Below are 26,383 nucleotides of genomic sequence, written 5' to 3' on the forward strand. Positions count from 1 at the left end.
GTGAGTGGACGGGGCGGGCCGGGGCGCGTTGCCCCGGCCGGTTCACGAAGTACGCGATAGACCGGCTCATTTGCTTTCCGCCTGTTTCAGCTCCAGCACTTCTTTTGGCGTGACCATGTCGCCCTTGTTGTTGCCCCAGGCGTTACGTTCGTAGGTCACGACCGCTGCGATATCGACTTCCGACAGCTGCTTGCCGAACGCCGCCATGGCGGTACCGGGCTTGCCGTGGAAGACAATACTCAGGTGATCCTTGATCGGGCCGGTGGCGATTTTCGAGCCTTTGAGCGCCGGGAACATCGGTGGCAGGCCTTGGCCTTCAGCCTGGTGACAGGCAACGCAGGTGGTGTGGTAGACCTTGTCGCCGCGCTCCTTGAGTTCGTCGAGGGTCCATTCCTTGCTGGTCAGCTCTTTAAGCTGCGCGGCCTCGGCTTTGCGCTCGGCGAGCCACTTGTCGTAGTCGGCCTTGTCCTTGACCTCGACCACGATCGGCATGAAGCCGTGATCCTTGCCGCACAGTTCGGCGCACTGGCCACGGTAAATGCCGGGCTTGTCGATGCGCGTCCACGCCTCGTTGACGAATCCCGGGATCGCATCGCGTTTCACCGCGAAGGCCGGCACCCACCAGGAGTGAATGACGTCGGCGGAAGTCACGAGGAAGCGCACTTTGGCGCCGGTCGGCAGCACCAACGGCTTGTCGACCTCGAGCAAGTAATGCTCGCTCTTGGTTTCCTTGTTGTGGATCTGCTCGGCGGGGGTGGCCAGGTTGCTGAAGAACTCGACGTCCTGGCCCAGGTATTTGTAGTGCCACTTCCACTGGTAACCGGTGATCTGGATATCGATATCCGGCTCACTGGTGTCGTACATCTTGATCAAGGTGGCGGTCGCCGGTACGGCCATCGCCACCAGAATCAGGAACGGTACGACGGTCCAGAGAATTTCGACGGTAGTGCTTTCGTGGAATTTTGCGGCGACCTGCCCGGTAGAACGGCGGTGCACCATCATCGACCAGAACATGGCGCCGAAGACGATGATCCCGATCACCACACAGATCCAGAAAATGGTCATGTGCAGGTCGAATACTGCGTGACTGATTTCAGTCGCTCCAGGCGCCATATTCACAGTCCAGGCAGCGTGTGCCGGACTGAAAATCGACCACAACAGGAGGCCCATCCAGACGTGTGGATGTCGCATCATTGCGGGTTCCCCTTATCGTTCTTGTTATCCCGCCGGCTTTCGCCTGCGGCAAGGGAGCGGCTGCATCAGACTACGAACTTGAATCGCCGGGCCTTGCTGCGGGTGCAGTCGGGCGTCATCAGCTAACTCCATTCAATGGCGAGTATAGACAGCGACGGGAAATTGCAATGTGCGCACGTAAATCAGCTGAAACAGCTGGCACTTGCGTTCAAGGGCACGAATGGAGAAGGATGCAGACGAGTGGTGGCAAACCGATATAACGCAGGTGCATCAAGGATGAAATAATTATGACAAATGCGTCTTAGCATTTTTCGTAAGCCAGCTAAGTTATGTCTTCCCTATTTCATTGCCTTGTTTCCTGGAGTTTTCATGAACACCGCCGCATTGCGCGAGCAGATCCAAAAAGCCCAACAACACGAAAAAGAAACCGGCCTGCTGACCCGTCAGCTGGAAAGCAAGCTGCCTCATTTACACCCGGCGATCCAATTGCCGGAAGCCGACGCCAACGGTGTGCTGACGCGTTTTGTCGCCGCCTACATTGATGAAGTGCCAGACCTGCTGGATGCAGCCAATGAAGTTGCCAGGGAAGCGGGAATCGAATCGCAGATCAAACCGGTGCTGAAAATCGCCGAGCAGTATTTCCTCCAGCCGCCAGCCATCATGGCCGGGCACGTTGGCCTGGACAGCCTGCTCGACGAAGCCTATCTGGCGCACCGTTTTGTTGAAGAGGTCAACGACCTGTACATCAAGCATTTCGGCCAGCCACTGATCCCCTTGGACATGACGGTCGCTAACTTGATTGCTCACCAATTGATCGGTGAGGAATTTGCCAACCAACTGGACGAAGCGGTGCATCACGCCATCGACGAGATGCTCAACGACGAGAGTTTTGCCTTGGAGTCGGTAGAGGTCTACCGCGACAAACTCAGCAGCCCGGACACCGGCGCCGCGTGGAAACGCTGGCCATGCATGAGCCGACGCCTGGGTGTGGGCCTGGAACTGGACCAGCCTGCCGCGTAATCCTCATACGCCATAGATCCAATGTGGGAGCGAGCCTGCTCGCGAATGCGGTCGATCATTCAACATCTCTGTTGGCTGATACATCGCCTTCGCGAGCAGGCTCGCTCCCACAAGGTTTATCGCAACATGGCCTTTTTAGCCGGCCGCACCGATTCCGGTATTGGTCCGCACCCTGCCTTCAAGCCTGCGCTTCAACCCGCGCGACTCAATCAACAGCTTCGAGCCCTTCGCCACATTCGCCCGGCCCCACTCCTCCAGCAACTCCAGACACGAATGGTCGATGTAGCTCAGGTTATTGAGCGGCACATGCACCTTGGTGCCTTGCGGAATACTGCCCAGCACTTGCGTCAACGCCGGCACTTTGAGGAATGTCGCCGCGCCGACCAGACGCAACTCCATCTCGCCGTCCTGCGGCAGATCGATCAGGCTGATCTTCAATCGCGAAGCCTTGAACGCCAGTTTCAACATCGTCAGACCGAAACCGATCAACACCCCGGTCAGCAGGTCAGTGAAGATGATCGACAGCGCCGTCGCCGCATAGGTGAACATCGGCATCCGCCCATAACGACCCAGACCTCGAAACGCTTTGAGATCGACCAGTTTGAACCCGGTGTACACCAGCACACCCGCCAGACTCGCCACCGGAATGCTTTGCAGCACACTCGACAGCAACAGCACGAACGCCAGCAGCCACAGACCATGGAAGATCGTCGAGTAACGCGTGGTCGCGCCGGCCTGGACGTTGGCCGAACTGCGCACAATCACCCCGGTCATCGGCAGTGCCCCGAGCAGACCGCAGAGCATGTTGCCGACACCTTGCGCCGACAGCTCACGGTCGAAGTCCGAACGCACGCCGCTGTGCATACGATCCACCGCAGCGGCGGACAACAGGGTTTCGGCGCTGGCGATAAACGCCACGGCGAACGCGGCGATCAGCAGCGTAGGATCGGCCAGGCTGAGCAGGTCCGCCGGTTTCAGCCAATCAATGGCTTCGGCCAGATTCGCCGGTACTTCAACACGTTTGACCTGCAACGCCAGCAGCAGACTGGCAGCTGTCGCCAGACCCACGCCGAGCAATGCACCGGGCACGAAACGTAGCGAATGCGGGCGAAATTTTTCCCATAGCCACATCACCGCAATCGTCGACAGACCGAGGAGTCCGGCCTGCCAGCCGAACGACGGCAAGGCCTGCGCCACTGCCGCCGGGAACGCCGTAAGGTTATCCAGGCCAGAAGGCTTCGGTGACGCATCGAGCATCACATGCACCTGCGACAGCACGATCAATACGCCAATCCCCGCCAGCATCCCGTAAACCACCGCTGGCGCCGTGACCCGAAACCAGCAACCGAGTTTCAAGCGCCCGGCCACCAGTTGCAGGAAACCGGCGAGCAGCAGAATCGGCCCCAGCATTTCAATACCGTGCTGGCGCACCAGTTCAAACACCAACACCGCCAGACCCGCCGCCGGCCCGCTGACCTGCAACGGCGAACCCGCCAGCCAGCCAACCACCAGACCGCCGATGATCCCGGTGATCAGACCTTTGGCCGGTGGCAACCCTGACGCAATCGCGATACCCATGCACAGCGGCAACGCGACCAGAAACACAACCACTGAAGCGAGCAACTCCCGTGGCAACACCGCTTTCAATTGAGCCGCACGCATGGCGATTCTCCCGAAGTTTTCTTCAGGCATGGCTTCGCCGAACCGCTGAAACAGCGGCCGGCGTCAAACCACACAGATGTTTAGGAAGATTTAGAAGCGCGCTTTGGGCGTCGCCACCGGAATCGGATGGCTACCATCGAGCGGCAGGAAACGTCCCTGATCCGCGTCGTAAGCTTTTATTTCGCTGGTTTCGATGTTGTAGACCCAGCCATGGATGAACAGATGACCGTTCGCCATGCGCGAGGCTACCGAAGGATGGGTACGCAAGTGCTGCAATTGGGCGATGACGTTTTCCTCGGTGAGGATCGGCATGCTTTCTTTTTCGTCGGCGCAGTGACAGTTATCGTGCACCATGGTTTTCGCGACTTCAGCGTGGCGCAGCCAGGCTTTGACTGTCGGCATCTTTTCCAGGCTGTCCGGATTGAGCACCGCACGCATGGCGCCGCAATCGGAGTGGCCGCAGATGATGATGTGCTGCACGCCCAGCGCCAGCACCGCGTATTCGATCGCGGTGGAAACGCCGCCGTTCATCTGGCCGTAAGGCGGGACAACGTTGCCGACGTTACGGGTCACGAACAGATCGCCCGGCGAGCTCTGGGTGATCAGCTCAGGGACGATGCGCGAGTCGGCGCAGGTGATGAACATCGCCTTTGGCGCCTGGGCCGTGGCGAGTTTCTTGAAGAGTTCTTCCTGCTGGGGAAAGACCTCATGATGAAAATGCAAAAAGCCGTCTACGATCTGTCGCAGCGCTGCATCGGCGGATTCCGCTTCAGGGGTTTGCGCCGACGCAGCCAACGGCTGTTTATCCTTGTCACTCATGATTCATCCTCTTTGGCGGATTAGGGGAGTCGTTCCCATGTATTCCGGTATGAAGCCAGTGGCTGTTTAAAACATCCGGGTCATCCCGACCCGTCAGTCACTCGATGAACAAGGTAGCCGCCGAAACTTAACTCAAACTGAATCAAACGCTCTAGCACGTGTGTTCCAGGTCACAAAAAACGTGACTGAGTGATTTCGGCGGAAGGATTCCAACCCCTCAACCATAGGCCAATTGTCGCTAAATCAACGACATCTGGCGACCCGGCGGACAGAAGGCAGTGCAATCGAGGTTGTAGCTTTCGCGGTGATTGATGCCCAGACGCTTGATGGCTTTGGCAAATCGTTGCGCGAGCAGGTCGGCGAACACCCCTTCGCCGCGCATGCGTGCGCCGAAACGGCTGTCGTAGAGCTCGCCGCCACGACTCTGGCGGATCAGGCTCAGCACATGCGCGGCGCGTTGCGGATAGTGCGCCGCCAGCCACTCCTCGAACAGCGGCGCCACCTCCAGCGGCAAGCGCAGCATCATATAGGCAGCGCTTTGTGCTCCGGCCGCGTGGGCTTCGTTAAGCAGGTTTTCGATCTCGCTGTCGTTGATCATCGGAATCATCGGCGAACACAGCACGCCGACCGGTATGCCTGCTTCGCGCATGACCCGAATGGCGCGCAATCGCGCTTTGGGGGCAGCAGCGCGCGGTTCGAGGATCCGTTTGAGCTCGTCATCGAGCGTGGTCAGGCTGATCATCACCGCGACCAGGCGTTGCTCGGCCAACTCGGTCAGCAGGTCGAGATCGCGCAGAATCAGCGAGCCTTTGGTGACGATGGTCACGGGATGTCGATAGCGCAGAAGCACTTCGAGGGTCTGCCGGGTGATTTTGTGTTCGCGCTCGATCGGCTGATACGGATCGGTGTTGGAGCCCAGGTTGATCGGCGCACATTGATAGCCTTTTTTCCCGAGCTGTTCCTCCAGCACTTGGGCGGCGTTGGTCTTGGCGATCAGCCTGGTTTCGAAGTCCAGCCCTGGCGACATGTCCCAATAAGCGTGGCTGGGCCGTGCGTAGCAATAGATGCAGCCATGCTCGCAGCCACGGTAGGGATTGATCGAGCGGTCGAAGGGCAGATCCGGAGAGGTATTGCGGGTAATGATGGTTTTCGCGGTTTCGATCATCACCTCGGTGCCTTGGGTCAGCGGCACCTCCTGATACCAGCCGTCATCCTCGGCCACCGAACGGTTCGGCGCGAAGCGGTTGTGCGGGTTGCTGGCGGTGCCGCGACCGCGCAGGGGAAGAGGGTTGATCATTGGGCAGGCTCCTGATCTGTATATGCATACAGTACATGAGCGAGCCCACGTTGATCCAGTACCGTTCAGCGATGGGATACTTGTTGAGTTCCAAAATTTATATATAGGTGCAGAGCTGAAGTACAACCCGAGATACATATGTTCGATTGTCGCGACAAGTTATCAAAGATAGCCTTGGCTACTCCGAGTGGCACTTGTTCGATAACTAAATTAAAAGGATTTAATTCATGTCTTACCTCAATCAACGCGGTGTCTTTGTGCAAATGATGCAACCCAATGCATCGGAACCCAACACCATTGTTTCGATGCAACTGGCGCGAAAGGAACTGGGCTGGAACGCCGAACAGGAACTGCCTACCGAGGCGCTGGTCGACTCGATCTACGTAGTGGCGGTGTCCAGCGACCGTGGCAAAACGTTCACTGTTCGCACCAACAAGAAAGATGTGGACGGTGATGGCGATATTGATAACGACGACAAAGCGAAGTTGATTGCACTGGCCAGGGCTTATGTAAGTATCGTTAATCCGTAATTGAAAATTCAAGAGTCTCACAGCAAATGAAAATAAAGTCCTGCATGACGACTCATGCAGGACTTTATTGTTTTAGAAGAAAAGACGGTAAATGGCAGGTGGCCGGTAAAGGACTGGCTGGGCATACACCCTGTCAGCTTTGACAGTAGACCGGAATTCTCGCCAAACCTAATCTCAAGCACGCAATCAATCTGCAGGGTTTCATCCATGGCTATCAGAATACTGCTGGAAATCGCGGATATGGATCGGGATGCAAGTCCGGAAATCGCTTTTTATCACTACAGCGAGGACGCGACCGAAATGATGGATTACGACTATGCGCTTTTTGCTTCGTCGTCGCAGGCCAATGGTCGTTATGACGTGATCTCCGAAGACGCCGTCGATGCTGACGGTGATGGCGACATCGACAAATATGACGAGAAGCTCTATCTGCAACTGGCCGATGCATTTGCGCAGTTCAAAGGCTTTCAGTCCAAGCGTTGACCGTCCGCTGGCACCGCACGAAAAGTCGAACCGTGCCAGCGGAGTATCAATCAGGTCCGTCAGTTATGCGTGGTGACTTGCCCCAAATCATCCCCGGAAGTCGTTTGCATATCGTTCTTGCGTAGATTGGCTACATCTTCAGCGTCAACCGGCGCGCCTTTGTTGCCCCAACTGCCACGAATGAAACTCACCACATCCGCCACTTCCTGGTCCGACAGGCGCCAGGCAAAGCCCGGCATGGTGAACGTCGACGGTGCCGTGTGCGTCGCCGGCAACGTACCGCCCTTGAGCACAATGTGAATCAACGAAGTCGGGTCTTCCGATTGCAGCACCGGATTGCCCGCCAGCGCCGGGAACACCCGGGTGTAGCCGTGACCATCGGTGCGGTGGCACGCCGCGCAGTTGTCGATGTACACCGCAGCACCACGCTGACTGTCGTCACCGTTCCACAAGGCTTTGGCGGCTTTTTCATCGTACTGATGCGGTTGATCGTTCGGATCAGTGGCCGGCAGTGATTTGAGGTAGCGGGCAATCGCGGTCAGGTCGGCATCGGTCATGTATTGCATGCTGTGGGTGACCACGTCGCTCATGCCGCCGAACACCGCGCTGCGGTCGCTGCGCCCGGTCTTGAGGAACTGCACCAGTTGTTCCTCGTTCCAGCTGCCGAGGCCATCCTTGTGATCGCCGCGCAGACTCTTGGCGATCCAGCCTTCCAGCGGCGCACTGCCGGCGAGGAAGGTTGTGCCGTCGGCCGCACTCAGGGATTTTTCCTGCATGGTCAGCGCGCGTGGTGTATGGCAGGCACCACAGTGGCCGAGGCCTTCGACCAGATACGCGCCACGATCGATCACCGGGTCGGCACTCGTCGATTTGTAATCCTCGACCTTCGGCGCAAACATCCAGCGCCAGCCCATCAGCGGCCAGCGCATGCTCAACGGCCACGGAATGTCGCTGGCCTTGTTTTCCTGCGCCACCGGTTCTACGCCGTGCATGAAATACGCGTACAGCGCTTGCATGTCGGTTTCGCTGACACGCGCGTAGGACGGATACGGCATCGCCGGGTACAACGTACTACCGTTTTTGGCGACGCCATGGCGTACGGCCTGATCGAAGTCTTCGAAGCTGTATTCACCGACGCCGGTTTTATCCGGGGTGATGTTGGTCGAGTAGATCGTGCCGATCGGCGTTTCCATTGGCAGGCCACCGGCGAACGGTTTGCCGCCCTTGGCGGTGTGGCAGGCTACGCAGTCACCGGCGCGGGCGAGGTATTCGCCCTTTTTGATCAAACTTTGATCAACTTCAGCCGCATGGATTGCGGCGCTGCCGAGCAGCGCCAGAGTCGCGATAACGAGATTTTTCATGGTCATCGCTCCTTAAGCCTGAACCAGCGGGCCGGGGTTTTTCAGGTATTGCTCGCGGATCGCCTTCGCCGACCAGTAGGTCAGTGCGGCAACCAGCCCGGTCGGGTTGTAACCCAGGCCCTGCGGGAACGCCGAGGCGCCCGGAACGAAGACGTTGTGCACGTCCCAGCTCTGCAGGTAACGGTTCAACGCGCTCTTCTTCGGATCGGTACCCATGATCGCGCCACCGTTGAGGTGCGTGGTCTGGTAAGACGCGGTGTTGAAGTGGTCGCCGACTTTCTTGCCGATCACCGCAATGGCTTTCGGGCCCATCGCTTCGGCGACCTTGCCCATTTTCTCGACCATGAAGCGGTTCATCTTGATGTCGTTTTCCTGCCAGTCGAAGGTCATCCGCAGCAGCGGCAGACCGTAGGCATCGCGGTACACCGGATCGAGATCGAGGTAGTTGCCACGGTAGGACTGATGCGCGCCGTGGGCGTCCATCGACACCTGGTGGGTGTAGTAATCGGCGGTCGCGCGTTTCCACGCACTGCCCCACGCCGGTGTGCCCGGCGGGTTCGAAGTGCCGGCAATCGGCCGGCTGCCAGCCTGGTTGACCCACATCGGCGAGCCGCCGACGAAGCCGTGCGGGCCGTGGTCGAAGTTGTCGGCGTTGAAGTCGTCCAGCGCCACGCCGTTGCCGCCGGCGCCGATGAAGTTGTTGGTGTGGGTGTCCTTGTCGAAGAATGCCTTGATGGTCGCCATGTTCTGGTAAGCGAAGTTACGCCCGACCACGCCTTCGCCAGTGATCGGGTCGTACGGCTTGCCGATCCCGGACAGCAGCATCAGCCGCACGTTGTGCAACTGGAACGCGCCGAGAATCACCAGATCCGCCGGTTGCTCGATCTCGCGACCCTGACCGTCGATGTAGGTCACGCCGGTGGCCTTGGATTTCGTGCTGTCGAGGTTGACCCGCAGTACGTGCGAGTTAGGCCGCAATTCGAAATTAGGCAGCGGTTTCAGCGCCGGCAGAATGTTCACGTTCGGCGAGGCTTTGGAATACATGTAGCAGACATAGCCGCTGCAAAAACCGCAGAAGTTGCACGGGCCCATCTGCGCGCCGTACGGGTTGGTGTACGGTCCGGAGGTGTTTGCCGAAGGCAGGTTGTAAGGTTTATAGCCGACTTCTGTAGCCGCTTTGCCGAACAGCTGCGCGGACACCGTGTTCTTCTGCGCTTCCAGCGGGAACGGGTTGGAGCGATCCGGCGCGTACGGGTTGCCGCCCTTGCCCTGACCGACCAATTGGCCTTTCACCGTCCAGGCCTGGCCCGAGGTGCCGAAGACTTTTTCGGCGAAATCGAAGAACGGCTCCAGTTCTTCATAGCTGACGCCGAAGTCCTGGATGGTCATGTCCTTGGGGATAAAGCTTTTGCCGTAGCGCTCTTCGTAGTGGCTACGCATGCGCAACTCGATCGGATCGACCCGGAAGTGCACGCCCGACCAGTGCAGTCCGGCGCCGCCAACACCATTGCCCGGCAGAAACGCGCCCAACTGGCGGTTCGGCAGGGCGATGTCGTTGACGCTATGACGAATGGTGACGGTCTCTTTGGAGATGTCCTGAAAGAGTTTTTTGCGCACGCTGTAGGTGAGTTCGTCGATCACCTGCGGATAGTTGCCGTCCGGGTAGGTGTCCTGCATCGGCCCGCGCTCCAGCGCCAGCACGTTGAGACCCGCTTCGGTCAGCTCCTTGGCCATGATCGCGCCGGTCCAGCCGAAACCCACGATCACTGCGTCAACCTTCTTCATTACCGTTGCCATGCTTACGCCCTCTCGCCGCGAATCGAAACTGCCGGGAAGGGGTATTGCTCGTTACGTTCCACCCAATCCATGAAATCGGCGCGGGCGCCGGGGAAGCCGATCATGGTCCAGCCGACCATGCCTTTGTTGCCACCGTGGATCGGGTCGCAGAAGAACCCTTCCTTGGTGTTTTGCAGCAGCAGATTGAAGAAAATCTTTGCCGGAACCGCATCGAATTGCGGCTTGCCAGCTTCGAGTTGCTTGAGCAAATCGTCTCGGGTAGCGCTGTCTTGCTCAGCAAATACTTTACCGTTGAGGGATTTTGCCCACTGATCCGTGGCGGCGATGCCGAGTCGATAGATCTCTTTGGGCACCAGTTTGCTCTGCCAACCCATTTCCGGAGCGGCGTCGGCATTGAACGGGCCTTGCATGTACCAAAGCGCACCGGCGGCGTACGGCGTGTTCATCTGGCGGTCGATGTATTCCGGCACACCGGCTTCGAGCGCGCCCGGTCCTTGAGTATCGTTGGGGATCAGTTGAGCAACGGCGGCATTGATGAACGCCCACTCTTCGGCGGTGAAATAACTCGGTTGGTAGACGCTGGCATCAGCGTGAACCGGTTGCGGCGCGGGCGCATCCGGCGCCGCTTCAGGCGCTGCTTGCAGGACGCTGCTGCCCAGACCGGTGCCGGCCAGGGTGACAACCGGGATCAGGGTCAGGGATTTGCGCAAAAACTCACGCCGCGGGTTGTCTCGATCTTCATCAGACATTGGAGTGCACCTCATCAGGCATTAGAGGACAGCCGCTTCTGCGAGCGGCTTGAGGATTTTTCGTCGCGACGGATCCGGTCTGACCCGGAAAAAGGGGACGCGTCTGCAACATGATGTGACAAATGGTAGCAGGCTAAGCTTCCGGATAAACCGATTCAGCGGAAAAAACACTGGTTTTCTTTACGGCAGTGCTGGAAAGCGTGCGGATTCACGTTTCTTTGACAGGCGCCTCACAGGGCTTTGACCGCGCAACGCCGAAGCTGCGTTTCCCCCTCATCGATGAATCCCGACACGGTAAAACCAGCATGTCCCGAGTGCGTTTTTTTCCTGCTTTGTGTATAGCTTTTTTAGCACTGTTGCCCTGGATACCGGCCCAGGCGGCGACGGCATCGACGGTTCGTCCGACTGAGTGGGCGCAACCGGTCGAAGTGCAATACAACCTGTTCCAGCTGTCGCCATTGCTCTATCGCAGCGCCTTGCCGGATGACGGCGCGGTGCCGCTGCTGAAAAGTCTCAAGGTCGCCACGGTGATCAACTTTCTGCCAGAAGCGGACGACTGGTTGTCTGACCCCGACATTCATCAGGTGCAACTTCCCTATCGCACCAATCACGTTGACGACGCCGATGTACTCAAGACCCTGCGGGCTATTCAGGCTGCCGAAGCCAATGGCCCGGTGCTGATGCATTGCAAGCACGGTTCCGACCGCACCGGACTGATGGCGGCGATGTATCGAGTGGTGATTCAGGGGTGGAGCAAAGAGGATGCCTTGAGCGAGATGACCCAAGGCGGTTTTGGCGACAGTATTCATTTCAAGGATGGTGTGCGTTACATGACGCAGGTGGATGTCGAAAAATTGCGCACGGCGTTGGTCAATGGCGATTGCAGTACCAGTGCTTTCGCCACCTGTTCAATGAAAAGCTGGTTCAAGTCCGCCCACATTGAGTGATCGGCGCGTCAGTCCGGTTGCGCTGCCAGATCAGCAGCCACCGGCTGACCCATAAAGGTCTCCAGCGCGCTGAGCAGCGAAGTCGAATCACCGGAGAAGAACGCTTCACGCAGTTCCCGGCCGGTTTGCGTATTGAATATCCCATCACGCCCAAAGCGCTTGAACGCTTTGCTGGCCAATACGCCTGACCACTTGTAGGCGTAGACCGAGGCTTCGTAACCGGTCACCAGATAATCGAAACTGTTGGCAAAGCGGCAATAGGCGGGTAATTGCAGCTGCGGAATTTTTTGCAGCACCGCTTCGAAGCACGATTGCGCGTTTCGGCCATTTTCCTCGCTACGGTGCAATTCAAGATCGAGTAAAGACTCAAGCAGCAGCGTGGCGGTATCGCGACTGGTGTGCGTCGCGATCGCGGCCAGTGCTGACGTTAGCCGTGTGCGGCTTAGCGGCGCGCGGGTTTTGTAATGTGCTGACAGCCACTGAAGCAGTTCCTCTGAAAGGCTCAATTGCTCGAACAGTTGCCCGGCGAACTCACCTGTATCGCGCGCCAGTTGCGAGATCCCCGACAGGTTGTGGTGGGGCGAGCGGGTCAGCACCTGTTGCAGGCAATGCCCGAACTCGTGGAATAGCACGCGCAGGTTCTTGTGTGAAAGCAGGCAGGGATACTCGCTGGTCGCGGGCGGGAAGTTGCAGTGAAGGATGGCAATCGGCAGGGCCGGCCGGCCCTCGGCATTGATTCGTCGGTTGCGCACGGTATTGGTCAAGGCAAAGTCGGGGCCGTCCTCACGATGAAACGGATCAAAGTAGATGTACCCCATCACCTGATCGTATTCGCTGACTTCAAACAGCCGCACCTCCTCGTGCCAATTGCTTAGGTCTTGTTGCTCGGCCAATTTGATACCGAACAGGTATTCATTGAACTGGCAGAACCGGCGTAGCGTTTCATCTAGCGGGAAATACTCGCGAAGTCCTTTCAGTGTGCTCGCCGAGCGTAGCTGGCGTAATTGCTCAGCAAAAAACTCGAAATCCCAGGCCTGCAGTTCTGCGACGCCCTGCGTTGCGGCGAATGCTTGCAGCGCCTGCATGTCCTGATCCAGTGCGGCACGATTTTGCTCGATCTGTTGCTTTAAAAAATGTTCGACCTGAGTGGGTGAGGTGGCCATGTGATTTGCAAGCCGCAGTTGGGCGAAGCTCTCGAAACCCAGCAACCTGGCTTTTTCATGGCGTAACCCGAGTAACTTTTGCAAAACCGGACCGTTGTCGAACTGAAGAGCATGCGGTCCTTGATCCGAGGCCCGGGTGCAATAAGCGCGGAAATACTCTTCGCGCAAACTCCGGTCTCGCGCATTTTTCATGATGTATTCGTAAGTGTTGCGATCCAGCGTCAGCAACCAGCCGCTTTTTCCCGTTCGACGCGCATTGAGCGCCAGCCGATCCTTGAACGCGGCTGACAGGCCGTCGAGCGTCGCCGATTGGTCAATCTGCTTGCTCCAGGCGGCATTGCTGCGCTCCAGATTGATTTGGAACAATTGCTCCTGAAGCTCGATGTCGAGGTTTATCGAGGTTAAACGCTGGCGCTGTTCGGCGGGCAATTCGATGCCCGACAGACGAAAAGAGCGCAGGGTCTTGGCTAACGACGCTTTGCGAAAGTCATCGAAGCTGTCGGCGATCGAACTCTGCTGCAGACGTTGATAGGTGTGATAGAGCTCCAGGTTGGCAGACTTCTGCACCCGATAGCGTGCCGCAGTAATACTGCACAGGGCGCTCTGCTCTACCCAGTCGACATCAGCACTTTTGACCGTCGAGAGCACGTCGATGAGAACCATGGTTTCAGCGAGCCGTGCGTCGGCTTCGGCGACGGCTATCACCAGATCATCCCAGTTGGGGTGGTCGGTCTGGGTGGCGATCACTTCGGCGATGATCCGCTGGTTATCGGCCACGATGGCATTGATGGCGGGTGCCAGGTGCTCGGCCTTTACGTCGGACCAGGCCGGCAGTTGCCAGCGTTGTAGCAGGGGATTGGTAGGGGGCATCGCGTCTTCCTTGACCGTAGGCTGAAAAAATCAGCCTACGGAGAAAGCGCAAGGGCAAGGCATTACATAGATACCACCTCGCACCGTTGATTCGGTGCGAAGTAGCCACAGCTCAATTGGGCTGGTCAGGTTTCTTTTTCAGTTTCGGGTTGGGAAAAAACTGCACCGCCTGCACGGTCTTGTCCGGCGCAGGTTTGTTCAGCGCGCTGGTGTTGACCCGCGTGCCCAGCTCTTTCGGTACCGACAGCCCTTGCTCGTTGAGTGTGTCGGAGTAACCGCAAGCCACGCATTCACGGTGCGGCACGCTGTCTTCGTTCCACATCATCAACTTGTCCGGCTCGCTGCACGCCGGGCAGACCGCCCCGGCGATAAAGCGTTTCTTGGTAATCACAGGTGCCTCACTCATGCTGCCGCGTCCTCACTCAGGCCGCTGTGGCGCAAGAGTGCGTCAATCGATGGCTCACGGCCACGGAAGTCGACGAACAGCACCATCGGTGCCTGCGAACCGCCGCGCGCCAGAATCGCTTCGCGGAAAGCCCGGCCGGTTTCAGCGTTGAGCACGCCGTCCTCTTCAAACTTGGAGAAGGCATCCGCCGACAGTACTTCAGCCCACTTGTAGCTGTAATAACCCGCCGCGTAGCCACCGGCGAAGATGTGCGCGAAGCTGTTCGGGAAGCGGTTGTAGGCCGGCGGACGCATCACCGATACCTCGTCACGCACGCCTTCGAGCACTTGCAGCACGCTACGGCCGTCGCCGTGGGTGGCATGCAGTTCGAAGTCGAACAGCGAGAACTCGAGTTGGCGGACCATCATCAGGCCCGACTGGAAATTCTTCGCCGCGAGCATTTTTTCCAGCAGGTCCTGGGGCAGCGGCTCGCCGCTTTCGTAGTGACCGGAAATCAGTGCGAGGCCTTCCGGTTCCCAGCACCAGTTTTCCATGAATTGGCTCGGCAGCTCGACCGCATCCCACGCCACGCCGTTGATCCCGGAAACACCAGCGTGATCCACGCGGGTCAGCAGGTGATGCAGGCCATGGCCGAATTCGTGGAACAGCGTGGTCACTTCATCGTGGGTCAGCAGCGCAGGCTTGCCGCTGTCGGCCGGGGTGAAGTTGCACACCAAGTTGGCCACCGGGCTTTGCAGTACGCCATCAACCGTGCGGCGACGGTCGCGGGCGCCGTCCATCCACGCACCGCCACGCTTGTTGGCGCGGGCATAGAGGTCGAAGAAGAAGCGGCCGACGTGCTGGCCGTTTTCCTTGATTTCGAACAGGCGCACGTCCGGATGCCAGGTGTCGAAACCTTTCTGTTCAGCGATTTCGATGCCGTATAGACGCTGAACGATGGCGAACAGGCCGCTTAGCACTTTGTCGATCGGGAAGTAGGCGCGCAGCGTTTCCTGAGCAACGCTGTAACGTTGTTCACGCAGCTTTTCACCGTAGAAGCCGCTGTCCCAGCTTTGCAGGTCGGTGCAGCCCTGTTCGGCGGCGTAGGCGCGCAGCTGTTGCAGATCCTGCGCAGCGAACGGCTTGCTGCGCTTGGCCAGATCGCGCAGGAAGCTCAGCACCTGATCGCTGGATTCAGCCATTTTGGTGGCCAGGCTCAGCTCGGAGAAACTGGCGAAGCCCAACAGTTTGGCCAGTTCCTGGCGCAGGTCGAGGATTTCTACCATCACCGGGCCGTTGTCGTTCTGACCGGCGTTCGGGCCTTGGTCCGAGGCGCGGGTGCAGTAAGCGGCATAGACTTCTTCACGCAGGGTGCGGTCTTGCGCGTAGGTCATCACCGCGTAGTAGCTCGGGAATTCCAAGGTGATCAGCCAGCCGTCGAGGCCTTTGGCCTGTGCGGCAGCAGCCATTTGCGCCTTGGCCGAATCGGTCAGGCCGGCGAGGGCGGCTTCGTCGGTGACGTGCTTGGTCCACGCCTGCGTGGCGTCGAGCAGTTGATTGGAGAAACGGCTGCCCAGCTCGGACAGTTTGCTCTGCACTTCGGCGTAGCGTTTCTGTTCGGCTTCCGGCAGGTCGATACCCGACAGACGGAAATCACGCAGGGCGTGTTCCAGAATAGTCTTTTGCGCCACGTCGAAACCGGCGGCTTCCGGGCTGTTGGCCAGCGCTTCATAAGCCTGGAACAGCTCGCGGTTCTGGCCCATCTCGGTGGAGTAGGCGCTCAAAGCCGGCAGGCATGACTCGTAGGCTTCACGCAATTCGGCGCTGTTGCACACGGCATTGAGGTGGCTGACCGGGCTCCAGGCAGCGCCGAGGCGGTCATTGAGTTCGTCCATCGCCAGTACCAGGCCGGCCCAAGTCGGGTTCTGAACCTGAGTCTTGAGGATTTCGGCAATGGCGGCGCGGTTGTCGGCCAGGATCGTTTCGATGGCGGGCAGGACGTGTTCGGCACGGATCGTGGAGAACGGCGGCAGGTCGTAGGACTGCAGAAGAGGGTTGTTCACGCTCACGGTTGGCACCTTGGCTGGGGAAACATTGCCCCATCTTAATTACAATCGGCATTCACCGCAGCTATCGGCGACAGAGAGAGAAATTATCGTGTCCGTTCGCAAGTACCAGAATCACACCCCGCACTTGAACAAAGGCGCGTTTGTCGACGGCTCGGCGGTGGTTATCGGCGACGTCGAAATCGGCGAAGACAGCTCTGTCTGGCCGCTGACCGTGATCCGTGGCGACATGCACCGTATCCGTATCGGTGCGCGCACCAGCGTGCAGGACGGCTGCGTGTTGCACATCACCCACGCCGGCCCGTTCAACCCCGACGGCTTCCCGCTGCTGATCGGCGATGACGTCACCATCGCCCACAAAGTCATGCTGCACGGCTGTACCGTCGGCAGCCGCGTGTTGATCGGCATGGGCAGCATCGTCATGGACGGCGCGGTGGTCGAGGACGACGTGATCATCGGCGCCGGCAGCCTGGTGCCTCCGGGCAAGCGTCTGCAAAGTGGCTTCCTCTATGTGGGTAGCCCGGTGAAACAGGTGCGAGAACTCACCGACAAGGAAAAAGCTTTCTTCACCTACAGCGCGGCGAACTACGTGAAACTCAAGGACCTGCATCTTGCCGAAGGTTACGACCAGCTCTGAATTGCCTTACAACTGCTCAGGATTTCTCATGCATTACCAGACCGTACTGTTCGACCTCGATGGCACCCTGACCGACCCGCGTGAGGGCATCACCCGTTCCATCCAGTTCGCCCTCGCCAAGCTCGGCATCGATGAGCCGGACTTGACCAAGCTGGAACACTTCATCGGCCCGCCGTTATTGCAGGCGTTCATGCAGTTTTACGGATTCGATGAGGCCAAGGCATGGCAGGCGGTGAATTTCTATCGCGAGCGCTTCAAAGTGACGGGCCTGTACGAGAACCGTGTGTTCGATGGCGTCACGCCGTTGCTGGAAACCCTCAGTGGCCAAGGCCGGCAGCTGTATATCGCCACCTCGAAGCCGTGGGAATTTGCCCGCGAGATTGCCCGGCATTTTGATTTTGCCCGGCACTTCAAGGTGATCTACGGCAGTGAGCTGGATGGCACGCGGACCAATAAGGTTGAGTTGATTGCGCATCTGATCAAGGAAGAAGGGCTGGACCCGGCGAATACGTTGATGATCGGTGACCGTAAACATGATCTGATCGGGGCGCGCAGCAATGGGCTGGATGCGGCGGGGGTCGGTTATGGGTTTGGCAGTTTTGAAGAGTTGAGTGCCGAGGCGCCGGCTTATCATTTTGAAACGCTGGACGAGTTGCATCAGGCGTTTCTGCAGCGCTGATTAGATTGGCTCACTCCTACATTTGGAACGCATTCCCCTGTAGAAGTGGGCCTGCTGGCGATGACGCCCTTTCAGCCACCTCAGACTTCCGGATATGCCAACGCTTTCAGTGCCGCCTTGCGCTCAGCGGCCGGCAGCCCACCCAACCGCTCTACCTCAGCATAAAACTTCAGCCAATCTCCCCCGACCTTTTTGAATAGTGTCGAAAACGCGGGGACCCACTGGTCATAAAGCCCAAACGGCAACAACCGCGCATTGTTCAGCGGCGCATTCACCCAAGCGTCATAACGCTTGTCCCCGGACCACTGACTGTCCGTCATCAGCCGATAATCCCGGCGAAACTGCTCGAACTCTGCCGCTTTGCGCTCGCGCATTTGCTCAACCGGCATTGACTGCACGTAAAGCTTCTCCAGCCGTGAGCGGGTCTTGAGTACCAATTCAATAAACTGATCGCGCTGCTTCAGCCGTGAATCGGTATCCGCCGGCAACCCACGAAACGCCCGCCACTGCCGCGTGCCTTCCTGCTCGACAAACGTGGCAAAGGACTCGTTGAATTCGGTGTCATCCTTTACATAGAAGCGCTGATGCGCCAGTTCATGAAAGATCAACGTGGCCAGGCGCTCATCACCCCAGCCCATCATTGAATTGAGGATCGGGTCGTTGAACCAGCCGAGCGTCGAGTAGGCCTCGACACCGCCAATCGACACGTCCATACCCTGCAAGCGCTGGATCGCTGCCTCGCCGCGCGCGGCGCTCTGGCTGTAATAACCGCGATAGGCCACGCAGCCGGCAATCGGGAAGCAATGGTTCTGCGGTGTCAGGGAGAACTCTTGAGTGGCGAACACATTCCACACCACGTACGGGCGATGGATGTCGGCGTACAGGCGATAGCTCTGGTTATCCGGCAAATGCAGATGCTCGCTGGCAAAGGTACGGGCCTTTTGCGATTGCGCCAGGTGTTCGCGCAGTGTCGCGTCGCGGCTCGGATCGTTGATCACCTTTTCCACAGGCTCGCGCGCCCGCAGCAATTGCAGTTGGCCGCTGGCCAACTGCGTGTAATAGCTGACGCTGGCGCAACCGTTGAGCAACAAAAACATCACACCCGGAAACAAAATCCGAAAAACGCGATCAAGTAACCCAAGGCTTGGAAACGGCCTGCTCAAAATAAGAAATCCCCCGGAGAGTCTGCCCGCAAGACTATCCCGCCTTAAGGAGCACCGCTATGCGCATGTTGATGCTGTCAGGAGGCCTGCTGACGCTGGCCGGTTGTGCCGGATTCGGAATGCCCGATCCTGACCCTTCGCAAGCCTGGATCGATCTGGATGCCCGGCAGCAGGACACGGCGCTGCAAGCGCTGCAGGTCGATACCCAAGCGACTGCCGACAAACGCTACTTTGAAGTACAGCCCGGCAGCCATGAGTTGAAGGTGCGTTATCAATTTCCGGTCGAGGCGACCAACATCGGTCCCGACGCTGAGCCGCTGTGGCGCGATTGCCAGTTGAGCGTGAAATTCAAGGACTTCAACGCCGGCCAGCGTTATCAGTTGCAGGCCGGCAGTATTGGTTTCCGGCCTTGGGCCAAGCTCTATGACGAGCAGCGCAAAGTGGTAGGCCAAGGCACGCCGGCAGGCTGTCAGCGCACCTGAACGGCGCTATGCTGAGTATTCAGATCAGTGGATATTCGTCATGCGCCAGTTGCTGTTGTTGCTCGTTGCCAGTCTTGTGGCCGGTTGTCAGACGCCATTGCCCCCGGTCGATCCGCAGATGGCCTGGGTCGATTTTTCGACGCCGACACCCGGCGGTAAAGTGCTCATGGCCGAGCGCCTCGACAAACAGCGACTGAATGACGGGCGCTACTTTCAGGTCACGCCGGGCAGACACGAATTGCGCGTGCGGTTTGATTTCGAAGTGTTTGGCGGTGGTGGCGCCCTGATGACCGGCCCCGTAGAGCGGCTGTGCTATCTGTACATCCGCTACGACCATTTCGAGGCCGGGCAGCGTTATGTGCTGGAAGGGCGTTCGCTGGGGTTCACACCGAGCGCCCGGCTGTATAACGCCAAGCGTGAAATAGTCGCCGAGGATTACGACTACAACTGCATTATCTGAGGTGACTCAGCTGTCGTTCTTCTGATAGATGATTTTCTTGCGGCCATAATCGCAAGTGCCGACAACCATGGCGATATCGTGTTTTGCAGCCTCTTTCTTGCTGACGATTTCCAGCGTGTAGGAGGGCACGGCTTTGGCCTGAATCTTTACTTCGATTTCTTTCTTCAGTTCTTCGCAGTCTTTGGGTGCCGCAATGACAGAAGTGGCCAGTGCACTGCAGAGGATCGCCAAGCCAATACGTTTCATGAGTGAAGCTCCCTGAGGCAGCGCGCACGGGCGTGCGCTGAAGCTGCTGTCATTGATTCGACCATACTTTTACAGCGAGGGTTCTGACTTCGCTCACAACTTGTGTTTTTGGTTTCAAACCTGTGTCGATCTCGAGATCGCCTTCGCGAGCAAGCTCGCTCCCACAATGTTCCGGTTTAGTCAGAACCAATGTGGGAGCGAGCTTGCTCGCGAAGGCGTCGGCAAAGCCAGCGCCTGTTTCGAAGCTTAAGAAATCAGCGAAGCCTCAAGCGTAATCTTCGCATTTAGCACTTTCGACACCGGGCATCCTTCCTTGGCCTTGTTGCTCAGCTCTTCAAACTGCGCCTGCGTCGCCCCAGGGATTTTCGCCTTGAGGATCAGCTTCACCGCGGTGATCGCGAACCCGCCATCCACCTGATCGAGAGTCACTTCAGCCTGGGTATCAATGCTGTCGGCCTTCAGGCCCGCATCGCCCAGAATCATCGAAAACGCCATGGAGAAGCAGCCGGCATGCGCCGCGCCGATCAGCTCCTCCGGGTTGGTACCTTTGCCGCCCTCAAAGCGCGCCTTGAAACCGTAGGGCGCTTCTCTGAGGACACCGGTTTCAGTGGAGATCGAGCCGATGCCGGTTGTCAGATCGCCTGCCCAATGTGCGGATGCTTTCTTCACGATAGCCATGTCTGCCTCCTCAAGATCTGACGCGGAAACGCCGCGTCGTCGTGGTTTTTGCTTGCAAGGCTTCTGAGGATAGACGCCGCAGCAAAGTTCAGCCCGGCTGAATCGTTGACTTTTTTAGTAGGAAATTTCATCACTGCTATTGAAACTCGGGTATATGCCCTCATTGCACAAAACACGCTTATGGATTCGGCAGGTTTTCGTTTGCAAGAAGAACCTGCCTCCTCACTCGGAGACGCAGGTTTATGAAGCAACTGTCCGACGTAAAATTTTCCACCCTCGATCTGGTACCAGTGCGCGAAAACGGCAGCCCGGCGCAATCGCTGCGCAACTCGCTGGATCTGGCGCAGCACGTCGAGAAATTCGGCTACACGCGGTTCTGGGTGGCCGAACACCACAACATGGACGGCATTGCCAGTTCGGCAACGTCGGTGCTGCTGGGTTATCTGGCGGGCGGGACGTCGACCATCCGCGTTGGCTCCGGCGGCGTGATGCTGCCCAACCATGCGCCGCTGGTGATCGCCGAGCAGTTCGGCACCCTCGAAAGCCTCTATCCGGGACGGATCGATCTCGGCCTGGGCCGCGCGCCCGGCTCCGATCAGATGACTGCTCGGGCGTTGCGCCGTGAACGCTCCGGCAGCGCCGATGATTTCCCCGAAGACGTCGCCGAACTGGTGCGCTACCTCGGCCCGCGCACGCCGGATCAGCGCGTGATCGCGATGCCGGGCACCGGCACCAATGTGCCGATCTGGCTGCTCGGTTCCAGCCTGTTCAGTGCGCAATTGGCTGGTGAACGCGGCTTGCCTTACGCCTTCGCCTCGCATTTCGCCCCGCGCTTCATGCACGAGGCGATCCGCGTTTATCGCAATCACTTCAAGCCTTCGGCGGTGCTCGACAAGCCGTACGTGATGCTGGGTGTGCCGCTGGTGGCGGCGGATACCGATGAACAAGCCGATTACCTGGCGACGTCGGTGTACCAGCGCATTCTCGCGTTGATGCGCGGGCAGAGCCTGGTGCAGCGTCCGCCGGTGAAAACCATGGATGGCTTGTGGCTTCCGCATGAGCGTGAGGCGGTGGGGGATTTCCTCGGTCTGGCGATGGTCGGCAGCCCGCAGAAGATTCGCGCCAAGCTTGAGGTGCTGGTTGAGCAGACTCAGGCGGATGAGCTGATTTTCACCAGTGATTTGTATGAACACGCTGATCGTGTGCATTCGTACGAGTTGTTGGCGCAGGTCATGAAGGGCTGAAAAGCCGAAAGGCACCCTCACCCTAGCCCTCCCGAAACGTCGGACCGCCCGGAGGGAGAGAGGACTGACCGGGTTGAATGTTCGAGATACATCGACCTGAAATACCGAGTCGTACTCAGGTTCTGATACAACCCCCGATCTGCTCCCTTTCCCCCTCGCCCCCTGGGGGAGAGGGCTGGGGTGAGGGGGATCAATCTCAAACACACCACAAATCTTTCAGACACAAAAAAGCCGACGCCTTCACGTCGGCTTTTTGCATTTCAGTCACGATCAACCGCGCTTGTAGACGATTTCCTTGGTGCCACCTTCGCAGGTGCCCACGACGTCGCCGCCAGCCGCTGCGCCCTTATCGACAATCTCCAGCGAATACCCGGAAACGCCCTTGGCATCCAGCTTCGCCGCAATCTCGCTTTTCAGCTCTTCACATGGCTTGCCGGCAGCAAACGCACCACCCGCAAGGCTCAACAAACCTACTGCCAACATGAACTTCTTCATCGGTCGCACTCCCTGGTCGGATTAAAAGAGGCGGGCATCGAGCGTTTACCCGATGCACTACACCCTGTAGCGCTTTGCCATTCCTATGGCACTCGGCCAGCGCGCAAGTTCAGAAGACTAGACCAAACTCAGCTACTGGCAATGCGGAAGCCGACTTTCAGCGTCACCTGAAAGTGCGCCGCCTTGCCGTCCTTGATGTGGCCACGGGTGTCGACCACTTCAAACCACTCAAGATGCTTGATGCTCTTGTTGGCTTCGGCCAGCGCGTTGTTGATGGCGTCTTCGATGCTGCTGGTGGACGAACCGACCAGCTCGACTTTCTTGTACGTGTGATGGTCACTCATAACGATCTCCTTGGCGTGTGGAATTGAGACTAGCAGTGAATCTGCACTGTTGATTTCGGCGGCACCGCGCAGGCGAAGTTCAGATTTTCTGCACTTTCTCAAACCGCTGAAGTCCCAACCAACACACGCCACTCATCACCAATGCAGGAGAGCCACCATGGCCAACACCTCTTTACGTAAAGCCTCGTTGCAAAGCATGGAAGCCGAGATCGAGAGTCTGCTCAAATCGTTGGAAAGCTTGAAGGACGACGCTTCGGACGAGTCGCGCAAGACCCTCAAGGCGCTGAAAAGCAATGCCGAAAGTGCGCTGAAGCACTCGCGCCATCTGCTCAGCGATGCCTATGAAGAAGTCAAGGTTAAAACCCGCGAAACCGGGATCGCCACCCGTGATTACGCTCAGGAACATCCATGGACGACGGCCGGTGTGGCCGTCGGTGCGATCGGTCTGCTGGCGGCTTACTTGCTGTTCAAGCGCGGCGAGTGATCCGTCTGGCGCAGCTCGTTCTTGAGCCATTGCGCCAGTTGCCGGGCGCGCCCGTCTGCGGCGCGCTTGGGTAGCCACAACGCCAGTTGCGCCGGGGTTTCACAAAAGCCCCATGGCGCAACCAGGCGACCGGCCTTCAAATCTTCCGTCACCAGCGGCTCCGGCGCGATGGCTACGCCGAGACCAGCGACCGCTGCTTCCAGCAAATAATACAAATGCTCAAAACCTTGCCCGAGCTTCAACGCTTTTGCGTCGAGGTCGCTTTGCTGTGCCCAGCTTGGCCAAGCTTGTGGGCGTGAAGTTGTGTGCAGCAACGGTTCGTTTAGCAGTGCCGAGGCTGGCGCGGTTTGCAGACGTTGATAACCACTGAACAGCGGACTCATGACCGGGCCGATGCGTTCTGCGGCTAGTTCGTAAACCTGCATGTCTGCCGGCCATGGCGGCTCGGCGAACAGCAGCAAAGCATCCAGCCCCGGGCGCCGTGGATCGAGATCGCCTTCGCCCGCCGACAGGTGCAGCCGCAAATCCGGCAGATCGGCATTCAATCGCCCCAGGCGCGGAATAAACCAGCGCGCCAGCAGGCTTCCAGAGCAGCCGAGTACAAACGGCGCATCCGCCGTGCTTTGCGTCAATTCAGCGCAAACACTGCGCAAGCGGTCAAACGCCTCGCCACTTGCATCGCGTAACCGCATGCCGGCATCTGTGAGTTTCAAGCCGCGCCCATCTTTGACGAACAGACTGACGCCAAGGTGCTCTTCCAGCACCTTGAGCTGACGACTGACCGCGCCATGGGTGACGTGCAGCTGTTCGGCAGCCTGACTGACGCTGTTCAGCCGGGCGGTGGCTTCGAACGCACGCAAGGCGTTCAGCGGGGGAAGGTCTTGGCTCATGGTATCTGTGAGTTTTCCTGACAGGTTGTGGCGATCTTATCGGTTTTCAGCGTAGAAGGTCAGGGGTAGAGTGGTCGTCATTGTCTTTTGACCCGAATTCACCTGGAGCGACTCATGACCCAGACTTCGAACACCTCTGATCTGCGTAACGGCCCTGACGCCAACGGCCTGTTCGGTTCGTTCGGTGGCCGCTACGTGGCGGAAACCCTGATGCCGCTGATCCTCGATCTGGCTCGTGAATACGAAGCGGCCAAGGAAGATCCGGCGTTCAAAGAAGAGTTGGCCTACTTCCAGCGCGACTACGTCGGACGTCCTAGCCCGCTGTATTTCGCCGAACGCCTGACCGAGTTCTGCGGCGGCGCGAAGATTTATCTCAAGCGCGAAGAGCTGAACCACACCGGCGCGCACAAGATCAACAACTGCATCGGCCAGATCCTGCTGGCGCGGCGCATGGGCAAGAAACGCATCATCGCCGAGACCGGCGCCGGCATGCACGGAGTGGCCACGGCCACCGTCGCCGCACGTTTCGGTCTGGACTGCGTGATCTACATGGGCACCACTGACATCGAACGTCAGCAGGCCAACGTCTTCCGCATGAAGCTGTTGGGCGCTGAAGTAATTCCGGTCGTGGCTGGCACCGGCACCCTTAAAGACGCGATGAACGAAGCCCTGCGTGACTGGGTGACCAACGTCGACAACACGTTCTACCTGATCGGCACCGTGGCCGGCCCACATCCATACCCAGCGATGGTTCGCGACTTCCAGGCCGTCATTGGCAAGGAAACCCGCGACCAGTTGCAGGCTCAGGAAGGTCGCCTGCCGGACAGCCTGGTGGCGTGCATCGGTGGCGGGTCTAACGCCATGGGCCTGTTCCACCCGTTCCTCGACGACAAGAGCGTTGAAATCATCGGTGTTGAAGCCGCCGGTTACGGCATTGAAACCGGCAAGCATGCGGCGAGCTTGAATGGCGGTGTTCCGGGTGTGCTGCACGGCAACCGTACCTTCCTGCTGCAGGACGACGATGGCCAGATCATCGACGCTCACTCGATATCCGCTGGCCTCGATTACCCAGGCATCGGCCCTGAACACGCCTGGTTGCATGACATCGGCCGCGTTCAATACACCTCGGTGACTGACGACGAAGCGCTGGATGCGTTCCACAAATGCTGCCGCCTGGAGGGGATCATTCCTGCCCTGGAAAGCGCCCACGCCTTGGCTGAAGTGTTCAAGCGCGCACCGAACTTGCCGAAGGATCACCTGATGGTGGTCAACCTTTCCGGCCGTGGTGACAAAGACATGCAGACCGTCATGCACCATATGGAACAGTCTAAGCAGGAGAAACACTGATGAGCCGCCTGCAAACCCGTTTTGCCGATCTCAAAGAACAGAACCGTGCTGCGCTGGTGACCTTCGTCACCGCCGGTGACCCGGACTACGACACCTCGCTGGCGATCCTCAAAGGCTTGCCGGGTGCTGGCGCCGACGTGATCGAGCTGGGCATGCCGTTCACCGACCCGATGGCCGACGGCCCGGCAATTCAACTGGCGAACATCCGTGCCCTGGGTGCCAAGCAGAATCTGCTGAAAACCCTGCAAATGGTTCGCGAGTTCCGCGAAGGCAACAGTGACACGCCGCTGGTGCTGATGGGCTACTTCAACCCGATCCACATGTACGGCGTTGAGCGCTTCATCGCCGATGCGAAAGAGGCCGGCGTCGATGGCCTGATCGTGGTCGACATGCCGCCTGAGCACAACGCCGAGCTGTGCGACCCGGCGCAGGCTGCGGGTCTGGATTTCATCCGCCTGACCACGCCGACCACTGACGACGCGCGTCTGCCGAAGGTGCTCAACGGCAGTTCCGGTTTCGTTTACTACGTGTCGGTCGCCGGTGTGACCGGTGCTGGCGCCGCAACGCTGGAACACGTTGAAGAGGCGGTGACCCGTCTGCGTCGTCATACCGATCTGCCGATCAGCATCGGTTTCGGCATCCGCACGCCGGAGCAAGCGGCGTCCATCGCGCGTCTGGCCGACGGTGTGGTGGTGGGTTCGGCATTGATCGATCACATCGCCAACGCGACCACACCCGACCAGGCCATCGACGGCGTGCTGAGCCTGTGCTCGGCTCTCTCCGAAGGCGTGCGTAAGGCCCGCGTCAGCTGAAGGTAAAGTTACTGATACAGAGGAATTAGCGCCTCGCGGCACAGACTAATCCAGCAAGACCGAGGGATTCAGAACCAGG

The 26,383-nt window shown here is 58.7% G+C and carries 28 protein-coding genes; 12 read left to right on the forward strand and 16 right to left on the reverse strand.

All coding sequences use genetic code 11. From position 1 onward, the window contains the following. Positions 1-66: 66 nt before the first annotated feature. Positions 67-1,194 (reverse strand): cytochrome c oxidase subunit II, encoded by a 1,128-nt coding sequence (gene coxB, locus AC0ZWN_RS21225; RefSeq protein WP_095049531.1) that lies wholly within the window; start codon positions 1,192-1,194, stop codon positions 67-69. Positions 1,195-1,563: 369 nt separating this feature from the next. Between coxB and AC0ZWN_RS21230 the strand changes: the two genes are divergently transcribed. Then, positions 1,564-2,214 carry a hypothetical protein gene (locus AC0ZWN_RS21230; protein WP_476336404.1) on the forward strand — a complete coding sequence of 217 codons (651 nt, stop codon included), beginning with the start codon at positions 1,564-1,566 and terminating at the stop codon, positions 2,212-2,214. 135 nt (positions 2,215-2,349) lie between these two features. Here AC0ZWN_RS21230 and AC0ZWN_RS21235 read toward each other — a convergent pair whose 3' ends face one another. The 3 genes from AC0ZWN_RS21235 to AC0ZWN_RS21245 all read right to left on the reverse strand — a co-directional run bounded on the left by AC0ZWN_RS21235 (position 2,350) and on the right by AC0ZWN_RS21245 (position 5,992). Continuing rightward, on the reverse strand, positions 2,350-3,876 hold the full coding sequence (locus AC0ZWN_RS21235; protein ID WP_476336405.1) for a SulP family inorganic anion transporter: 1,527 nt from the start codon (positions 3,874-3,876) through the stop codon (positions 2,350-2,352). 90 nt (positions 3,877-3,966) lie between these two features. Next, positions 3,967-4,695: a carbonic anhydrase gene (locus AC0ZWN_RS21240; RefSeq protein ID WP_064116616.1), complete on the reverse strand. Its 729-nt coding sequence runs from the start codon at positions 4,693-4,695 to the stop codon at positions 3,967-3,969. Between the two features lie 238 nt (positions 4,696-4,933). Further along, positions 4,934-5,992, reverse strand: coding sequence for a PA0069 family radical SAM protein (locus AC0ZWN_RS21245; protein WP_476336406.1), 1,059 nt, complete (start codon positions 5,990-5,992; stop codon positions 4,934-4,936). A gap of 227 nt (positions 5,993-6,219) precedes the next feature. Between AC0ZWN_RS21245 and AC0ZWN_RS21250 the strand changes: the two genes are divergently transcribed. Together AC0ZWN_RS21250 and AC0ZWN_RS21255 are read left to right on the forward strand one after the other, a co-directional pair. Continuing rightward, complete coding sequence (locus AC0ZWN_RS21250) at positions 6,220-6,522, forward strand: hypothetical protein (protein ID WP_460130476.1); 303 nt, start codon at positions 6,220-6,222, stop codon at positions 6,520-6,522. 207 nt (positions 6,523-6,729) lie between these two features. After that, positions 6,730-7,005 (forward strand): hypothetical protein, encoded by a 276-nt coding sequence (locus AC0ZWN_RS21255; RefSeq protein ID WP_476336407.1) that lies wholly within the window; start codon positions 6,730-6,732, stop codon positions 7,003-7,005. Positions 7,006-7,064: 59 nt separating this feature from the next. Here the strand turns inward: AC0ZWN_RS21255 and AC0ZWN_RS21260 are convergent, their stop codons facing one another. The 3 genes from AC0ZWN_RS21260 to AC0ZWN_RS21270 are packed head-to-tail and all read right to left on the reverse strand — an operon-like array spanning position 7,065 to position 10,912. Beyond that, positions 7,065-8,366, reverse strand: a complete 1,302-nt coding sequence (locus tag AC0ZWN_RS21260) for a c-type cytochrome (RefSeq protein WP_476336409.1) — start codon at positions 8,364-8,366, stop codon at positions 7,065-7,067. Between the two features lie 12 nt (positions 8,367-8,378). Further along, the gene (locus AC0ZWN_RS21265; protein WP_102902580.1) at positions 8,379-10,163 is read right to left on the reverse strand and encodes a GMC family oxidoreductase; all 1,785 of its coding nucleotides are present in this window, start codon (positions 10,161-10,163) and stop codon (positions 8,379-8,381) included. 2 nt (positions 10,164-10,165) lie between these two features. Beyond that, entirely contained in the window at positions 10,166-10,912 is a 747-nt protein-coding gene (locus AC0ZWN_RS21270; RefSeq protein ID WP_476336411.1) for a gluconate 2-dehydrogenase subunit 3 family protein, read from the reverse strand. Between the two features lie 305 nt (positions 10,913-11,217). On the opposite strand from AC0ZWN_RS21270, the gene AC0ZWN_RS21275 reads away from it, so the two are divergent. Continuing rightward, positions 11,218-11,859 carry a phosphatase domain-containing protein gene (locus AC0ZWN_RS21275; RefSeq protein ID WP_095049523.1) on the forward strand — a complete coding sequence of 214 codons (642 nt, stop codon included), beginning with the start codon at positions 11,218-11,220 and terminating at the stop codon, positions 11,857-11,859. An 8-nt stretch (positions 11,860-11,867) separates the two neighbouring features. Here AC0ZWN_RS21275 and AC0ZWN_RS21280 read toward each other — a convergent pair whose 3' ends face one another. The 3 genes from AC0ZWN_RS21280 to prlC form a co-directional block, all read right to left on the reverse strand. Next, the gene (locus AC0ZWN_RS21280) at positions 11,868-13,892 is read right to left on the reverse strand and encodes a M3 family metallopeptidase (RefSeq protein WP_095125102.1); all 2,025 of its coding nucleotides are present in this window, start codon (positions 13,890-13,892) and stop codon (positions 11,868-11,870) included. 112 nt (positions 13,893-14,004) lie between these two features. Beyond that, positions 14,005-14,298: a YheV family putative zinc ribbon protein gene (locus AC0ZWN_RS21285; protein WP_095049521.1), complete on the reverse strand. Its 294-nt coding sequence runs from the start codon at positions 14,296-14,298 to the stop codon at positions 14,005-14,007. Beyond that, positions 14,295-16,346, reverse strand: a complete 2,052-nt coding sequence (gene prlC, locus AC0ZWN_RS21290; protein WP_476336413.1) for an oligopeptidase A — start codon at positions 16,344-16,346, stop codon at positions 14,295-14,297. Before prlC ends, AC0ZWN_RS21285 begins: the two co-directional genes overlap by 4 nt. A gap of 88 nt (positions 16,347-16,434) precedes the next feature. Here prlC and AC0ZWN_RS21295 point away from each other — a divergent pair, with 88 nt between their 5' ends. Then, positions 16,435-16,980, forward strand: coding sequence for a gamma carbonic anhydrase family protein (locus AC0ZWN_RS21295; protein ID WP_093429483.1), 546 nt, complete (start codon positions 16,435-16,437; stop codon positions 16,978-16,980). A gap of 28 nt (positions 16,981-17,008) precedes the next feature. Continuing rightward, positions 17,009-17,659: an HAD family hydrolase gene (locus AC0ZWN_RS21300; RefSeq protein ID WP_476336414.1), complete on the forward strand. Its 651-nt coding sequence runs from the start codon at positions 17,009-17,011 to the stop codon at positions 17,657-17,659. 80 nt (positions 17,660-17,739) lie between these two features. On the opposite strand, the gene AC0ZWN_RS21305 is transcribed toward AC0ZWN_RS21300, so the two are convergent. After that, on the reverse strand, positions 17,740-18,822 hold the full coding sequence (locus AC0ZWN_RS21305; RefSeq protein ID WP_476336416.1) for an aminopeptidase: 1,083 nt from the start codon (positions 18,820-18,822) through the stop codon (positions 17,740-17,742). A 59-nt stretch (positions 18,823-18,881) separates the two neighbouring features. On the opposite strand from AC0ZWN_RS21305, the gene AC0ZWN_RS21310 reads away from it, so the two are divergent. Both AC0ZWN_RS21310 and AC0ZWN_RS21315 read left to right on the forward strand, forming a co-directional pair. Then, positions 18,882-19,304 (forward strand): PA0061/PA0062 family lipoprotein, encoded by a 423-nt coding sequence (locus AC0ZWN_RS21310; protein WP_034152270.1) that lies wholly within the window; start codon positions 18,882-18,884, stop codon positions 19,302-19,304. A gap of 40 nt (positions 19,305-19,344) precedes the next feature. After that, entirely contained in the window at positions 19,345-19,764 is a 420-nt protein-coding gene (locus AC0ZWN_RS21315; protein ID WP_476336418.1) for a PA0061/PA0062 family lipoprotein, read from the forward strand. 6 nt (positions 19,765-19,770) lie between these two features. Here the strand turns inward: AC0ZWN_RS21315 and AC0ZWN_RS21320 are convergent, their stop codons facing one another. Both AC0ZWN_RS21320 and AC0ZWN_RS21325 read right to left on the reverse strand, forming a co-directional pair. Beyond that, entirely contained in the window at positions 19,771-20,010 is a 240-nt protein-coding gene (locus tag AC0ZWN_RS21320) for a DUF1161 domain-containing protein (protein WP_093429479.1), read from the reverse strand. Between the two features lie 246 nt (positions 20,011-20,256). Beyond that, the gene (locus tag AC0ZWN_RS21325) at positions 20,257-20,688 is read right to left on the reverse strand and encodes an OsmC family protein (RefSeq protein ID WP_476336419.1); all 432 of its coding nucleotides are present in this window, start codon (positions 20,686-20,688) and stop codon (positions 20,257-20,259) included. Positions 20,689-20,930: 242 nt separating this feature from the next. Between AC0ZWN_RS21325 and AC0ZWN_RS21330 the strand changes: the two genes are divergently transcribed. Next, positions 20,931-21,932 carry an LLM class flavin-dependent oxidoreductase gene (locus AC0ZWN_RS21330; protein ID WP_034152274.1) on the forward strand — a complete coding sequence of 334 codons (1,002 nt, stop codon included), beginning with the start codon at positions 20,931-20,933 and terminating at the stop codon, positions 21,930-21,932. A gap of 270 nt (positions 21,933-22,202) precedes the next feature. Here AC0ZWN_RS21330 and AC0ZWN_RS21335 read toward each other — a convergent pair whose 3' ends face one another. Next, entirely contained in the window at positions 22,203-22,427 is a 225-nt protein-coding gene (locus tag AC0ZWN_RS21335; RefSeq protein ID WP_007911690.1) for a DUF1161 domain-containing protein, read from the reverse strand. 128 nt (positions 22,428-22,555) lie between these two features. After that, positions 22,556-22,771 carry a dodecin gene (locus AC0ZWN_RS21340; protein ID WP_003220389.1) on the reverse strand — a complete coding sequence of 72 codons (216 nt, stop codon included), beginning with the start codon at positions 22,769-22,771 and terminating at the stop codon, positions 22,556-22,558. A gap of 157 nt (positions 22,772-22,928) precedes the next feature. Between AC0ZWN_RS21340 and AC0ZWN_RS21345 the strand changes: the two genes are divergently transcribed. Continuing rightward, positions 22,929-23,255 (forward strand): ElaB/YgaM/YqjD family protein, encoded by a 327-nt coding sequence (locus AC0ZWN_RS21345; protein WP_007911686.1) that lies wholly within the window; start codon positions 22,929-22,931, stop codon positions 23,253-23,255. On the opposite strand, the gene AC0ZWN_RS21350 is transcribed toward AC0ZWN_RS21345, so the two are convergent. Beyond that, positions 23,228-24,145 carry a LysR family transcriptional regulator gene (locus AC0ZWN_RS21350; protein ID WP_186620384.1) on the reverse strand — a complete coding sequence of 306 codons (918 nt, stop codon included), beginning with the start codon at positions 24,143-24,145 and terminating at the stop codon, positions 23,228-23,230. The two genes, AC0ZWN_RS21345 and AC0ZWN_RS21350, sit on opposite strands and share 28 nt — an antisense overlap. A 114-nt stretch (positions 24,146-24,259) precedes the next feature. Between AC0ZWN_RS21350 and trpB the strand changes: the two genes are divergently transcribed. Both trpB and trpA read left to right on the forward strand, forming a co-directional pair. After that, complete coding sequence (trpB, locus tag AC0ZWN_RS21355) at positions 24,260-25,492, forward strand: tryptophan synthase subunit beta (protein WP_186620386.1); 1,233 nt, start codon at positions 24,260-24,262, stop codon at positions 25,490-25,492. Continuing rightward, positions 25,492-26,304: a tryptophan synthase subunit alpha gene (gene trpA, locus AC0ZWN_RS21360; protein WP_476336420.1), complete on the forward strand. Its 813-nt coding sequence runs from the start codon at positions 25,492-25,494 to the stop codon at positions 26,302-26,304. The genes trpB and trpA overlap by 1 nt, the downstream gene beginning before the upstream one ends. Positions 26,305-26,383 lie beyond the last annotated feature (79 nt).

This window comes from Pseudomonas sp. 3B-A001-10F (assembly GCF_056313565.1).